Source organism: Roseateles chitinivorans, from assembly GCF_050632145.1.
Classification (GTDB): Bacteria; Pseudomonadota; Gammaproteobacteria; order Burkholderiales; family Burkholderiaceae_C; genus Roseateles; species Roseateles chitinivorans_B.
Genome location: NZ_CP192577.1, coordinates 1,397,561 through 1,412,527 on the forward strand (window position 1 = coordinate 1,397,561; position 14,967 = coordinate 1,412,527).

General features: G+C 71.4%; 9 protein-coding genes. 8 read left to right on the forward strand and 1 reads right to left on the reverse strand.

From position 1 onward, the window contains the following. Positions 1–108: 108 nt before the first annotated feature. The 8 genes from ACQ86G_RS06485 to ACQ86G_RS06520 all read left to right on the forward strand — a co-directional run bounded on the left by ACQ86G_RS06485 (position 109) and on the right by ACQ86G_RS06520 (position 13,673). Positions 109–357, forward strand: coding sequence for a hypothetical protein (locus tag ACQ86G_RS06485; RefSeq protein WP_431259827.1), 249 nt, complete (start codon positions 109–111; stop codon positions 355–357). A 14-nt stretch (positions 358–371) separates the two neighbouring features. After that, the gene (locus ACQ86G_RS06490) at positions 372–1,835 is read left to right on the forward strand and encodes a ShlB/FhaC/HecB family hemolysin secretion/activation protein (protein WP_431261349.1); all 1,464 of its coding nucleotides are present in this window, start codon (positions 372–374) and stop codon (positions 1,833–1,835) included. A gap of 112 nt (positions 1,836–1,947) precedes the next feature. After that, positions 1,948–8,157, forward strand: coding sequence for a YDG domain-containing protein (locus ACQ86G_RS06495; protein ID WP_431259828.1), 6,210 nt, complete (start codon positions 1,948–1,950; stop codon positions 8,155–8,157). A gap of 212 nt (positions 8,158–8,369) precedes the next feature. Further along, the gene (locus ACQ86G_RS06500) at positions 8,370–8,918 is read left to right on the forward strand and encodes a hypothetical protein (RefSeq protein WP_431259829.1); all 549 of its coding nucleotides are present in this window, start codon (positions 8,370–8,372) and stop codon (positions 8,916–8,918) included. Further along, positions 8,915–10,603 (forward strand): hypothetical protein, encoded by a 1,689-nt coding sequence (locus ACQ86G_RS06505; RefSeq protein WP_431259830.1) that lies wholly within the window; start codon positions 8,915–8,917, stop codon positions 10,601–10,603. Before ACQ86G_RS06500 ends, ACQ86G_RS06505 begins: the two co-directional genes overlap by 4 nt. Positions 10,604–10,736: 133 nt before the next feature. After that, positions 10,737–11,660, forward strand: a complete 924-nt coding sequence (locus tag ACQ86G_RS06510; protein ID WP_431259831.1) for a hypothetical protein — start codon at positions 10,737–10,739, stop codon at positions 11,658–11,660. 134 nt (positions 11,661–11,794) lie between these two features. Beyond that, positions 11,795–13,141 carry a GAF domain-containing protein gene (locus tag ACQ86G_RS06515; RefSeq protein WP_431259832.1) on the forward strand — a complete coding sequence of 449 codons (1,347 nt, stop codon included), beginning with the start codon at positions 11,795–11,797 and terminating at the stop codon, positions 13,139–13,141. Beyond that, positions 13,107–13,673 (forward strand): MOSC domain-containing protein, encoded by a 567-nt coding sequence (locus ACQ86G_RS06520; RefSeq protein ID WP_431259833.1) that lies wholly within the window; start codon positions 13,107–13,109, stop codon positions 13,671–13,673. Before ACQ86G_RS06515 ends, ACQ86G_RS06520 begins: the two co-directional genes overlap by 35 nt. 39 nt (positions 13,674–13,712) lie before the next feature. Here ACQ86G_RS06520 and ACQ86G_RS06525 read toward each other — a convergent pair whose 3' ends face one another. Beyond that, entirely contained in the window at positions 13,713–14,789 is a 1,077-nt protein-coding gene (locus tag ACQ86G_RS06525; protein WP_431259834.1) for an alkene reductase, read from the reverse strand. Positions 14,790–14,967 lie beyond the last annotated feature (178 nt).

Consider the following 14,967-nt stretch of genomic DNA (forward strand, 5'->3'; position numbering starts at 1 on the left):
TCGCCGCCCGTCAACCAATCGCCAAAGATGCGCGGCGATTTGACAGAACTCCGGACCGTCTCCGCACGGGATAACCGCGCCCTTGCCAAACACAACCGGAGATTGGGAATGAAGTACAGCACGCGCCGAGGCGCGGCCGGCCTGGGGCTGAGTCTGATGAGCCTGTCCGTCAGCCTGGCCTGGGCGGCGGCACCGGACGCCGGTCAGCTGCTCAACGAGCAGCGCCGTCTGACCCCGCCCACCCAGCGCGGCGACCTCGACAAGGCCCCGGCCGTCAACGCCCCCTGGGCGACGACCAGCAGGCGGGCCTGCGCGCGCGCATCGATCGCATCCGCTTCACCGGCGCCGACGGCCTGATCCCCGAGCCCGAGCTGCAGGCGCTGGTCGCCGACGCCAAGGGCCGCCCGCTGTCGCACAGTCAACTGCAATCGCTGGCCGCGCGCGTCACCGCCGCGCTGCAGAAGCGCGGTTTCGTGCTGGCCCGCGCCTACCTGCCGCGGCAGGACCTGACCCAGGGCGAGCTCGAGATCGCCGTGCTGTCCGGCCGGCTGCAGTCGGGCGCGAACCGCGTCCGGGTGACCGGCGCCGACGACGCGCTCGCGCCGCGCCTGGGCGCGATCGCCGATGCCGCACTGGCCGCCGGCCCGGTCCGCTACGAGCAGCTCGAACGCGCACTGCTGCTGATCAACGACGTCCCCGGCGTGCAGGCCCGCGCGACGCTGGAACGCGGCGACGAGCCCGGCACCAGCCGCCTCGACGTCCGCGCCGAGACCGGCCGTGCCTGGGCCCTGGACGCCTCGGTCGACGACTACAACAACCGCTACACCGGCCAGTGGCGCGTCGGCGCCGCCGCCTCGCTGATCCGTCCGCTGAACCGCGAAGACCTGCTGCAGGCCAGCGTGTCGCGCACCGACGGCAGCCGCCAGGCCGCCCTCGCCTACGGCTTCGCCGTCGGCGCCTCGGGCCTGCGCGCCCAGCTGGCGACGACCTGGCTGGACTATCACGTCGGCGAGGAGCTCAAGCCGCTGGACCTGCGCGGCACCGCGCGCACCGTGTCGGCCGGCCTGAGCTACCCGCTGCTGCGCAGCCGCGAGCGCAACCTGTGGGTCTCCGCCGAAGGCGAACAGCGCACGCTGGTCGACGACGCGCTCGGCCAGACGCTGCGCGATCGCCGCCTCAACCGCCTGACGGTCAACGTCTACGGCAACGCCTGGGACAACGTGCTGGGCGGCGCGCAGAACGACTTCGGCCTGAGCGTCACCAACGGCACCGTGGCGCTGCGCGAAGCCGGCGACCAGGTCGCCGACGCGATGACGGCCCGCACCTCGGGCAGCTACGACAAGCTGACCTGGCGCGTCTCGCGCCTGCAGACCGCGCAGGCGCTGCCGGGCTGGGGCCTGTTCGTCGGCGGCTACGGCCAGATGAGCGCGCGCAACCTGGACTCGTCGGAGAAGTTCCTGCTGGGCGGACCGTCGGGCGTGCGCGGCTATCCGGTCGGCGAGGCCAGCGGCGACAACGGCTGGGTCGGCACCGCCGAGCTGCGCCGCGAACTGCGTTTCGGCAACGGCCTGGCCGCACAGCTGATCGCCTTCGCGGACTACGGCCGTGTCGAGCAGCATGAGCGCCCCTGGACCGGCGCGCTGGCCGGACAGCCGAATTCCTACGGGCTGGGCGGCGCGGGCCTGGGCGCCAACCTGGCCGGCGAACGCTGGACCCTGCGCGCCAGCTGGGCGCACGCGGTCGGCCACAACCCCGGGCGCACCGCCGCCGGCCGCGATGCCGATGGCCGCGACGACCGCGAGCGCTTCTGGCTGCAGGCCTCCTTCCACTATTGATCGACGCCGCGACCGATCGACGGCACGCGCCCGGGTCCGCGCCACCGCCTGACTCCCGCCCGCCGATCCGGTCGCCCCACCGCACAGACCGAACAGATCAAAGAGAAACACCATGGGATCGTTGAACCACAGCTACCGGCTCGTCTGGAACGAGCTTTGCGGCGCCTTCGTCGCCGTGCCTGAATTCGCCCGCGGACGCGGCAAGCGCACCGGCGGCACCGTCCGCCGCGCCATCGCCGCCGCCATCGCGGCGGTGGCGGCCATTTCGGCCGGCGGCTTCGCGGGACCCGCCGCCGCGCTCGACGCGGGCGCGCTGCCCACCGGCGCGCAGATCGCCGCCGGCCAGGCCGCGCTGACACAGCAGGGCTCGCAACTGCGCATCGACCAGGGCTCCAGCAAGCTGATCCTCAACTGGAACAGCTTCGACATCGGCAGCGGCGCCTCGGTGCGCTTCAACCAGACCGGCGCCGACGCCGTGGCGCTGAACCGTGTCACCGGTGGCGCGCCCAGCCAGATCTTCGGCGACCTCTCCGCCAACGGTCAGGTCTGGCTGGTCAACAACAGCGGCGTGGTGTTCGGCAAGGGCGCGACGGTCAACGTCGGCGGCCTGGTGGCCAGCACGCTGAACGTCAGCGACGCCGATTTCCTCGGCGGTCGCGCGCGCTTCTCCGGCACCAGCACCGCGCAGGTCCGCAACGACGGCGTCATCCGCGCCGACGGTGTGGTCGCGCTGCTGGGCGCCTCGGTGGTCAACACCGGCACGATCAGCGCCGGCCAGGTCGCGATGGCGGCCGGCCAGCAGGTCGCGCTCGACTTCAACGGCGACGGCCTGCTGCAGGTCCGCGTCGACCAGGCGGCCCTGGACGCCGAGCTGTCGCAGGAAGGCCTCGTGCAAGGCCGCCAGGTCGTGCTGAGCGCGCCCAGCGCGAGCGCGCTGCGCGCCAGCGTCATCAACATGGACGGCGTGATCGAGGCCAAGGGACTGTCCGAACAGGGCGGCCGCATCCTCCTGGACGGCGGCGACAACGGCCAGGTGAACATCACCGGCCGCCTCGACGCCAGTTCGGCCCAAGGCCTGGGCGGCGACGTGCGCGTCACCGGCGGCACGCTCGCGCTGCGCGGCGCGACGATCGACGCCAGCGGCGCCACCGGCGGCGGCCAGATCCACGTCGGCGGCGGCTGGCAAGGGAAGGACGCGAGCCTGGCCAACGCGGAGAACGTCAGCGTCGACGCGGCGACCACGCTGCGCGCCAGCGCGACGGTGAACGGCAACGGCGGCGAGGTCGTGACCTGGTCGGACGGCCGCACCGAATTCGCCGGCCGCGTGGAATCGCGCGGCGGCGATCAAGGCGGCAACGGCGGCCGCATCGAGGTCTCCGGCAAGCAGGAGCTGGCCTACAGCGGCCGCGCCGACGCGCGCGCGGCGAAGGGCACGACGGGCGACCTGCTGCTGGATCCCGCCTCGCTGACCATCAACGGCGGCGGCAGCGGCACCGACGTGCTGACGGGCTCGGTCGTCTATGAGAAGGACATCGAGGCGCAGCAGGCCAACGTGCTGCTGCAGGCCACCGGCGACATCCTCGTCAACGACCTGACCCTGAACGGCGGCGACGGCAAGATCACGATGCAGCCGAACGTCAGCCTGCGCATCGAGGCCGGCACCGGCAGCGGCACCCACCTGACGCCGCCGTCCAACCTGACCGACGGCAGCTTCGCCAGCAACTTCGACCTGATGTTCGCCAACGCGAGCAACGTGCTGGAGGTGTCGGGCAACGGCAGCCTGATGCTCGTGGCGGGGGCGCTCGGCTCGGGCCGCGTGCTCAACGTGCCGACGATGATCGCGCATGGTGCCGGCACCAACCCGTCGGGCGCGCTGCCCACACACACCGTCACCACACCGGGCAGCGGTACGCCGGGCGCGGGCTCCATCACCATCTACGGTGCCGACGGCGCGACCGTGGGCGGCTCGCTGACCACCAACGGCGGCTATGTCCGCATCTGGGCCGACTCCGACAACATGGGCGGCGGCTACTTCACGTTGAATGCCCCGGTCGCCACCAACGGCGGCAACCTGTACGTGTCGACCGGCAGCGGCGACGTGACGCTGAACTCCAGCATGATCCTGGGCACCGGCCGCGTGATCTTCCGCGGCGACGGCAGCTACACCAACGGCAACAAGGTCCTGGCGGGCCTGCTCAGCGTGAACGGCGACGTCACCATCGACACGCCCTTCGTCTTCAAGGGCGGCGCCAGCATCTACACGGACAGCGCGATCAACTTCGGCAGCGTCAACGTCAACATGGACACCGGCACCGGCGTCCTCACGCTGCGCGCCAACCGCATCGACTGGGGCAACTCGACGCTGCAGAACCTGAGCACCGCCTCGCTGCGCCTGGAGCCCTACGACCCGGCGACCAACATGGTGCTGGGCGACGCGAACGGTTTCGCGTCCGCGACGACGCTGGCCAAGCTGCCCGGCATCAAGAACCTGACGATCGGTCGCGCCGACGGCACCGGCACGATCAGCGTGCCGGGCAACTTCAGCTTCAACGCGTCCGGCAGCTTCGAGATGGTGGACCGCACCATCGACGTCACCGCCGGCACCTTGAACAACACCACCGGCAACATCGTGCTGACCGGCGACAACGTCAACCTGTCGCAGACCATCACCGCCAACGGCGGCGCGGGCAAGGTCACGATCCGCCAGATGACGGTCGCCAACGAGCTGCACCTGGGCGGCGGGCTGAGCAACGCGTCCATCGGCCAGGTCAATGCGGCGACGCTGGAAGTCGGCCGCAGCGACGGCGGCAACCTCGTCTTCGACAACGACATCACCACCAACGCCACCACGGTCAGCCTGAAGAGCGGCGGCCAGGTGATCGGCGTGAACGGCGGCGTGGCCGCGGCCAACGTGGCCGTGACCGCCGGCCAGGGCGCGACGTTGACCGACGACACCTTCAGCTTCACCAAGCTGGCGCTGGACGTCGGCGGCACCACCGTCGTGAACCCGGCGAGCGCGAACGGCTTCACGCTGGGCACCGTCGACGGCGTGGCCGGCCTGACCACGCGCGGCGCCGCCAACGTGACGCTCAACAGCGGCACCGGCACGCTGGCGCTCGACGCACCGATCAACTTCACCGGCGGCGCCGCGCAGCTCACGCTGCAGGCGCCGAGCTGGAGCAGCACGACCAACCAGGTGACGAGCAACGGCGCGCTCGCGACGGTCGTCTTCGACCGCACCGGGCCGGCCACCGGCATCACCGTCGGCGGCACGACCACGGCGGACCTGACCAACACGATGCTGGCGCGCTTCAACGGCGTGAACACGTTGCGCGTGGACGCGTCCGACCTCGACCTGGGCGTCGTCGGTCCGGTCCAGCTGTCGCTGGGCAACCGCCTGGAGCTGCTGGGCGGCACCTTCGCACAGGCCGGCGCGATCACGATGACCAACGGCGGCGTGCTCGTGCGCGCCGAAGCCGGCGGCATCAACGTCGCCGGCAACATCAGTTCGAGCGGCACGGTCTCGCTGGACGATCGCAGCACGGTCGGCATCGGCAACCAGCAGGGCGTGCTCATCACCGCCGGCAAGCTGGCACTGCGCAGCGGCGGCGACGCCAGCTTCAGCGGGGCGCAGCAGGTCGGCACGGTCGCGGCGGATGTCCATTCGCTGTCGCTGACCAACACCGGCTCGCTGATCGTCGGCACCGCCGACGGCCTGCAAGGCGTCCAGGCCGACGGCACCGTCGCGCTGCGCGCCCAGGGCGCCGCGGCGGACCTGACGCTGCAGCAGCAGATCGTCGCGGGCAACGACGGCGGCGCGGCGACACCGGTCGTCCTGCGCGCGGGTCGCAACTTCATCAACCAGGCGGGCGCCGGCGCGCTGCAAGCCGGCAACGGCGGGACGTGGCAGGTGTACTCGACCTCGCCGCTGAACGACACGCGCGGTGGCCTTGTCGCGGCATTCAAGCAGTACGACGCCAGCTACGGCGACGCCGTCCTGGGCAACGGCAACGGCTTCCTGTACACGGTGGCGCCGACCTTGACCGCCGGCCTCTCGGGCAGCGCATCCAAGGTCTATGACGGCAACGACGGCGCGGCGACCAGCGGTCTCCAGCTGGGTGCGACCGGCGCGATCGACGGCGACGTCGTGACCCTGGCGATCGGCACGAACGGCGCGGCCCACTACGACACGAAGAACGTCGGCAACGGCAAGACGGTCACGGTCGACGGCGTCGTCATCGACGGCGGCCTGAACGGCGGCACCGCGGTCTACGGCTACCGGCTGGTCTCGGACAGCGCCAGCGCCGCGATCGGCCAGGTCACGCCCAGGACGGTCACCGTCGCCAACGGCGCGGTGCAGGACAAGGTCTACGACGGCAACACGACGGCGCAGCTGTCGGGCGGCGGCGTCTCGGGTCTGGTGCAGGGCGACGACGCCGCGCTGAACGGCGCCGTGAGCTTCCTGGACAAGAACGCGGGACGGGGCAAGACGGTCGATCTGTCGGGCCTCGGCCTGGCGGGCGCCGACGCCGCCAACTACGTGCTGGACACCAGCGCCGGGGCGACGGCCGCGATCACGCCCAAGACGGTGGACGTCGGCGCGATCCAGGTCAGCGGCAAGGTCTACGACGGCACGCGCACGGCGCAGGTCACCACCGGCGGCCTGACCGGCACGGTGTCGGGCGATCAGCTCGACGTCTCGGTCAGCGGCAGCTTCGACACCAGGAATGTCGGCGCCGGCAAGGCCGTCGACGTGCAGCTGGCGCTGACGGGTGCGGACGCGGGGAACTACGTGCTCGCGACCGACGCGGTGCGCGGTGCAGCCTCGATCACGGCCCGCACGGTGGACGTCGGCGCGATCCACGTGGACAACAAGGTCTACGACGGCACGCGCGGCGCGCAGGTCACCACCGGCGGCCTCAGCGGCACCGTGGCGGGCGACCAGCTCGGGGTGACGGCCAGCGGCCAGTTCGACAACAAGAATGCCGGCAACGGCAAGGCCGTGGACGTGCAACTGGCGTTGACCGGCGCGGACGCCGGGAACTACGTGCTGGCATCGGGCTCCGCCCGATCCAGCGCCGACATCGCCGTGCGCACGATCCAGGCGCCGACGGTGACCGTCATCGGCGGCGTCTTCAACAGCGACACCACGGCCACCCTCGTGATCGGTGCGCCGCAGGGCGTGGTCGCGGGCGACCAGGTCAGCGTGGGCGGCTCGGGCCGCTTCGACACGCCGTTCGTCGGTACCGGCAAGCCGGTGGACGTGCAGCTGACGCTGAGCGGCGCCGACGCGGCGAACTACCGGCTGACGCCCGCGTCGCTGACGGTGACCGGCACCATCGATGCGCAGACCGTCCCGCCGGCGATCGACGCGCTGGTGGTCCAGCCCGTCGGCGGCAACGGCACGCAGGACGGCGGCGGCAACAAGACGTCGAACGTGCCCACAGGGAACGGCGGCAACGGCGGCGGCCTGGGCACCAGCGTCGCCGCCGTCGCGGCGGGGCCGTCGGGCAACGCGTCAGGCGCCGTCGACCTGGGCAACGGCGCCGGCAACGGCAGTGGCGCGGGAAATGGCTCCGGCAACGGCAACGGCAACGGCAACGGCAACGGCAACGGCAACGGCAATAGCAACGGTACGGGCAGCGGCGCAGGCAGTAACGCTGGCGCAGGCAACGGCCAAGGCAGCACCGAGGGCAACGCGGCCGGTTCCAGCTCGAACAGTGGCAGCAGCGGAGGCTCGGGCAACGGTGTCGGCAACGGCAACGGCAACGGCACGGGCACGGGCACGGGCAACGCCAATGGCGGTGCCGCTTCCGGGGACGGTAGCGGCTCGGGCCAGAACGCGAACGGCGCCGGCAACAGCGTCGCCGTCGCCACGGTCGGTCTGGAGCAGATGCTGCGAGACAGCGGCCAGATCAGTCTGGCAGTCGAGGCGCCGGCCTATGAGCAGCCGCGTCAGAGCCAGCTGCCGGTCTACGCCGACCAGGGCGGCCCGGCACCGACGCCGCTGGGCATGTTCCGCGTCGACGACCTCGGCGACAGCCTGGCGTTGAAGCCGGTGCAGCAGCCGGTCCCCGCGGCCAGCGCCGCGTCCGGCGGCGTGACCCGCCAGGTGAAGGCCGTCGTGGCGCTCGGCGACGAGCGTTCGGCGACGCTGGACGTCGTCCTGATGGCCGACGGCACGCTGCGGGTGCAGGCGCCCGCGACCGCCGCGGAACTGGACGACGACCTCGTCACCACGCTGGCGCTCAGCGCGCTCAAGCAGCAGACCGGCATCGCGCCCACCAGCGTGCGCGCCGTGCTGCTGCGACGCGGCGGCTGACCCCGGCACGCCCCTGCGCCCCCGCCCGGGGGCCTTCAACGCCGCGGCGCCTCCACGCCGCGGCGTTGTCACATCCGGCACCGGCCAACCGAGGCAGGAAGGACCGGATCGCGCGTCGACACGCAGGACACCTCACCAACGGACACAAGGCCGCCATCGCGACGGGCTAGGATGCGGGCCGTTCGCAAGAACGACACATCAGGATCCGTGGCTTGGAGACGCTCCATCGAAGCGTCGCCGCGATCCTCAAGAGGGAGGATTCCTTGACTCATTGGACAGTCCGCCGCGCGCTGGCCACCGCGGCCGTGCTCGCTTTCTCGGGCGCCGCCACTGCGGCCGCCGGCACCTCGCCCGCCGTGCGGCCGGACAGCACCTCGATCCCGGTGCATGGCGGCTGGGATGGAAATCCGATTCCGCCCGACGAGTTCGAGGCCTCCCGTCTGGCCATGGAGGCCCAGGTACGGGCGCTGGTGACGGCCGGCGACTACGCGGAAATCCTCCGTCAGGTCGAGGTCGACTCGCGCGACGGCGTTCGTCTGTCCAGCGGCGTCTGGCGCTCCACCACCTGGTTGACCTCCTTCCAGAACGTTCTCACCGAGAGGGCCGGCACGGAAGGCGGCTGGCCCCGCTGCTCGCCGCCCTGCGGGATCTGGCCGGCAGGCAGCCCACCGCATGGCTGCTCTACGCGCAAGCGTTGTCCGCGCAGGCCTGGGCGGTCCGCGGTTCCGGTTCCGCCCGCGACGCGGGTCCCGAAGCGATGAACCGCTTCCGCAGTCTTGTCGGCGCCTCGCGGCGCATCCTGGATGAACACAAGGCGGTGCTGGCCGGACTGCCCGACTGGTACGCCCTGCGACTGGACACCGCGCTGGAGACCGGCGAAGCGGAGGTCCTGCGCCAGCGTCTCTTCGTGGAAGGGATGCTGCGCTACCCGCGCTTCCTCCAGCTCTATTTCTCGCGCATCCGTCAGTTGATGCCCCAGTGGGGCGGCAGCGTGGACGACATGCTGGATCTGCTCGACCAGGTCGCGCGCTCCAGCGATCCGGCCGTCGCCGAGGAGGGCCTCTACGCCCGCCTCGCCTGGGTCGCCGAACGGTCAGGCGTCGGGTTGATGCGCGAACCCCGCCTGAACGCCACCGCGTTCGACCGCGCCGTCGACGCCGTGCTCCAGCACTATCCGGCCCAACGCAACCTGCAGCGCTTCTTCCTGATGCAGTGCCAGCGCGGCAACGTGCCTGCGATCCAGCGCCTGCTGCCGCGTCTGCAGCCGCCCATGTCGGCCGATCTGGTGTCGAGCGACAAGCCGACCCAATGGACCTTGGAGAAGTGCCAGTTCCTGGCGGCCGGCCAGACCGACGACATCACCATCGACTACTGGGCGCGAGGCAAGCGGCTCGAGTTCCGCCTGCGGGTCGCACCGGAACAGCCCACGACGGGCCCTGCGGCGACCCGGCGCCAGGAACGGGCTGACGCGCGCCTGGCCCTTCAGCACGAGGTCGAGGTCTGGGTGAGCCGCAACGAATTCGGCAGACTCATGGACCGGTATGCGCGCGATGTCCGCGAAGGCGCGCGGCTGCCCGGCGGCGAGTGGCGATCCGCGGCGACGCTGATCGAATTCAAGCAGGCGGTCATCGCGCGGGCGCAATCCGACGGCGGCTGGCGATCACTCCTGTCCACGCTGCAAGAGCAGGCCGAACGGCGCCCCGCCATCGCACTGCTCCGCGCCGACACCCTGCGGATCGCGGCATGGGCCGAGCGTAGCCAGGGTGGCGCGGAAACCTTCATCCCGCGCGCGCTGACGGCCTTTCATCGTCGCCTGCGCGAGGCGCGCGACACGCTCGACCAGCAGCGCGCCGCCCTGGCGGCGCTGCCCGACTGGCACACGCGACGCCTGGCGATCTCCCACGACCTGGGCGAACCCGACGCCGCGCAGCGGCGGCTGTACGCCGACGCCGTCGCCCGCTTCCCGCGCTACCACGCGCTCTACGCCGAGCGCCTGCGACAGCTCGCACCCCAATCGGGCGGGAACGAAGACGCGATGCTGGACCTGCTGGACGACGTGGCCGCCGCCAAGGATCCCGCCGTGGCGGACGAAGGTCTCTACGCGCGACTGGTCGTCGAGGCCCTGCGGCTCGAGGTGCCGCTGTTCGGCGAGCCGCGCCTGAATGGGCCCGCGCTCAATCGCGCGGTCGACCTGCTGGTGGAGCGGGAGCCCGTCCAGCACAACCTCCAGTCCTTCTTCCTCCTGCAGTGCATGCGCAATGAACAGGGAAGCGTGATGCGCATCTTCCCGATGTTGAAGCGCCCGGTCTCCGAGGACTTCGACACCGGCGGCCCCCTGTGGGGGAACTACGGCTCCTGCCTTCGGTCGGCAGGATCGCCGCGACCTGACGGTCGGAGCTTCTCTTATACGCGGCGCGGCAATCGGGTGTTGACATGGTTGGATTGAAGAGACTCGGGGCGGCCGTCGCGCTGCTGGCCGCCGCCCTCCCCTGCTGCCTGCGACGGTCCAGGCCGCGTCCGGCGACGACGCGCGTCTCGCGCTGCAGAGCCGCACGGCCGCACGCGTCGAGGCGGGCCGCGTGAGCGAGATCGTCGCCGAAGCGAAGGCCGATCTGCGCGCCGGTGCCCGACTGCCCGACGGCAGCTGGCGCGGCCATGAAACCTACCTCGCCGTCGAGGAGGCACTTCGCCCGCGCGCCGTGGACGATCCGCTCTGGGACCGCCTGTTGTCCGACCTGCGCCGACGCACGGCCAAGCCGTCCGACGACGTCTTCCTCCACGTCCAGGTCCTGCACGCGCAGGCCGACAGGCTCCGCGCCGGCAAGCAGGACGGCCCGCTCGCCCAGGACCTGCGCGAACGTGTCGACAGGACGCTGAAGACAGCGCGCGAGTTGCTCGATCGCCATCGACAGGCCCTGGCGTCGTCTCCGCAGTGGTGGGTCCAGCGGATCACGGTCGCGAGCGAACTTGGCGAAACCAGGGAGGCTCAGCGTGCCCTCTTCGATGAAGGACTGCGGCGGTTCCCGGACTTCGAACCGATCGTGCGGGCCCGGGTGCGCGCGTTGTCGCCGGCCCGGGGCGGCAGCGAAGACGGCATGATGGACCTGCTCGACGGCATCGCCCTGATGCCGGCCAGCGCCCTGAAGGAAGGCCTCTATGCCCGGGCCGTCCTGGCCGCCGAGGACGAGGGCGTGCTGGTGTTCCTCGATCCCCGCTTCCAGCGGCCGATCTGGCTCTCCTCGACCGAGTGGCTCCTGCACCGCTGGCCCGACACCCGCCTGCGTCAGCGCTACTTCTTCCTCGCATGCCGGCGCGCGGAGTTCTGGTTCGCGAATGCGCAGCTCGATGCCATGAGCCTCCCGGTCACCGATCCGGTCCTCGTGCGGAACGAGGCGACCCTGGACAAGTGCCGGAGATTTGCCACCACCGGTCAGCCCTTCCCGCTGCAGATGCCATATCGCGGAGAGAACCAGACCGTCTTCATCCGGACCTTTTCGCGCTGATCCCCGCGAAAAGCGGACACGGCCCCCGGCGTACGCCCCCTGACGCGGACCCGGACACCCCCAAGGCTCCGGGGTCGGCGTCCGTGCCGAAACGGCCTATGCTCGGCGCCTCCCCGTCGAGGTCCCCGACGTCCATGTCCGCCCCCACCGGCCTGTCGCTCCGCGCCCGCCTCTATCTGGTCCTGGGTCTGGCGCTCGCGTTGGTCGCGTCCTCCGCGCTGCTCGGCTGGTGGCAGTCGCAGCGGCTGGCCGGCATCGCGAAGTCCCTCTATGAGGACCGCCTGGTCCCCGTCGACCTGCTGCGTGAGCTCGAGTACATGCTCGGCCCGCACCAGCTGGGCGCGCTGCTGATCACGCAGGCGCAGCAGCCCGACACGGCCAAGCTGGAAGGCGCCGGACGCCGCCTCGTCGACACGACCCGCCAGCTCTGGACCCGCTACCTCGCGACACGCATGGCGCCGGCGGAGCGATCCCTGATCGTGCGCACGCAGCCGCTGCTCGACCAGCTCTGGGCCACGCTCGCCACGGGCCAGCCGCCGACGCCCGACACCTTGCGCGAGCTCAACCAGCGCCGGCTCGCGACGATGCGGATGCTCGACGAACTGATCGCCTTCCAGCTCAGCCAGGCCCGCGTCGACACCGAGCGCGCGCAACAGGCCGCCACCGAGGCCGCGCACCTCGGCCTGCTGCTGGTGCTGCTGACCGGCGGGCTGTGCAGCGTCGTCGTCTGCACCGTCTGGACCCGCTACGACGACGAACGCCGCCTCAGCCAGGCATCTCGCGAGCGGCTGCAGCGGCTGTACGTCGCGCTGTCGCAGACCAACCAGCTCATCGTGCGCCGCGAGGCCGAGGCCTTCGACGATCCGCGGTCCGAGCAACGGCTGTTCGAGGGCCTGTGCCGCATCTGCGTCGAGACCGGCCACGCCCGCTTCGCGGCGGTGGTGTTGGCCGACGGCGACCATTTCGAGCGCGTCGCCGAGCACGGCCCCGCCGACCGCCTGATGCCCGGCGCGCCGAAGCAGTGGTCCCGCGACGCGCCCTTCGCGCGCAGCTCGATGGCGACGCGCGCGATCCTCGAAGGCCGGCACCAGGTCAGCAACCGCGCGCTCGAGGATCCCACCCTCGCCACGCCCGGCGCGCCGCTCATCCCGCCCGGCGTCGAGTCGATGGCGGCCTTCCCGCTGCGCCGCGGCGGCGAGGTCGTGGGCGCGGTCAGCCTGCTCGCCGGCGAACGCGGCTACTTCGATCCCCAGGTGCTCGGACTGATGGACGAGATGGCCGGCGACCTGTCCTTCGCGCTCGACCATCTTCGACGCGAACGCGACCAGGCGCGCGAACTCGACGGACTGCGCGACGCGCTGCGTCGCCATGAGTCGGGCCTCGTCGAGACCACGCCGGCGGCTTTCCGGCCCTCGGTGCCGCCGACGCCTGCGGCAGAATCGCCGGATGCAACTGATCAGTCTGAACACGGCCCGCGCTGAACCGCTGCTCATCGACGGGCGCCCGGTCATGACGGGCATCCGCAAGCAGCCGGTGGGCGGTGTGCTCGAGGTGCGGCCGCTCGGCCTGGACGGCGATGAGCAGGCCGATCCCAGCGTCCACGGCGGCCTGTCCAAGGCGGTCTATGCCTATCCGTCGGAGCACTATGCGTTCTGGCGCACGGTGCGTGCGCAGGCGCAGGCGGCCGGCTGGGACGATCCGCTGCCGTGGGGATCGATGGGCGAGAACCTCAGCCTCTCCGGCCTCGCCGAAGGCGACGCCTGGATCGGCGACGTGCTGGTGTTCCCGGACTGCGAGCTCGCCGTGAGCGAGCCGCGTTATCCGTGCTTCAAGTTCAACGCGGTGATGGGCTTCAACAAGGCCGCGAAGATGATGACGCAGAGCGGCTGGTGCGGCTTCTACCTCGCGGTGCGGCAGCCCGGCACGATCACGGCGGGCCAGTCCTTCACCGTGCGCCCCGGGCCGCGCGAAGTCTCCGTCGCGGAACTCTTCCGGGCCAAGGGCAAGCGCTGATCAGGGCAGGCAGCTGCTGCCCGCCACGGCCGCCGGCCCTCAGTCCGCCAGCGCCGGATAGTCGGTGTAGCCCTCCGCGCCACCGCCGTACATCGTCGCCGAATGCGCCTTCTGCAGCGGTGCATTGAGCTTCAGGCGGCGCACCAGATCCGGGTTGGAGATGAAGCTCCGACCGAACGCCACCGCGTCCGCATGCCCCTTGGCGACGGCATCGATCGCCATCTCGCGGGTGTAGCCGTTGTTGGCGATGTAGACGCCCTTGAAACGCTCGCGCAGCGCGTCGTAGTCGAACGGCGCCACATCGCGCGGACCGCCGGTGTGCCCTTCGATGACATGCAGGAATGCCAGCTTCATCGGCGACAGCTGCTCGACCACGTGGTTGAAGAGCTTCTGCGCGTCGCTGTCCTGGCCCGCGTCGTTGACCGGCGTGACCGGCGACAGGCGCAGGCCGGTGCGGTCGGCGCCGATCGCGCCGGCGATGGCCGTCATCACTTCGAGCAGCAGGCGCGCCCGGTTCTCGATCGAGCCGCCGTAGGCGTCGGTGCGGTCATTGATGCTGTCCCGCAGGAACTGGTCCAGCAGGTAGCCGTTGGCGCCGTGCACCTCGACCGCATCGAAGCCCGCCGCCATGGCCGCCTTCGCCGCATGGACGTAGGACTCGACGACGCCGGGCAGCTCGTCGAGCGTCAGCGCGCGCGGCGCGGCGACGTCGACGAAGCCGTCCTTGGTGAAGGTCTTGCTGTGGGCCTGGCGGTCCGTCGCCGACAGCGGCTTGGCGCCGCCCGGCTGGAAGTCCGCGTGGGAGATTCGACCCACGTGCCACAGCTGCACGGCGATCTTGCCGCCGGCCTGGTGGACGGCGTCCGTCACCTGCTTCCAGGCGGCGATCTGTTCAGGCGAGTGGATCCCGGGCGTGTCGAGGTAGCCCTGGCCTTCCTGCGTGATCTGGGCGCCTTCGCTGATGATCAGGCCGGCGCTGGCGCGCTGGCGGTAGTACTCGACCGCGAGCGGTCCCGGCACCAGGCCGACGGAGCGGTTGCGCGTGAGCGGCGCCATGACGACGCGGTTGGCCAGCGAGACGGCGCCGACTTGCAAGGGATCGAAGAGACTGGGCATGACGATGTCGAGGAGGCAGGTGAAGGTGGAGGGCGTCCGGTGGGGGGCCGGACCACGATGGAACGCAGCTTAGCGAGCGAATCCGGCCTTCGCAGCGCCTAGGCGACAGCCCGGACGCCGGCTGGGGCCTTGCGCGACCTTCACGGCCCACCCGTAACGCTTGGCTACACTCGCCCGG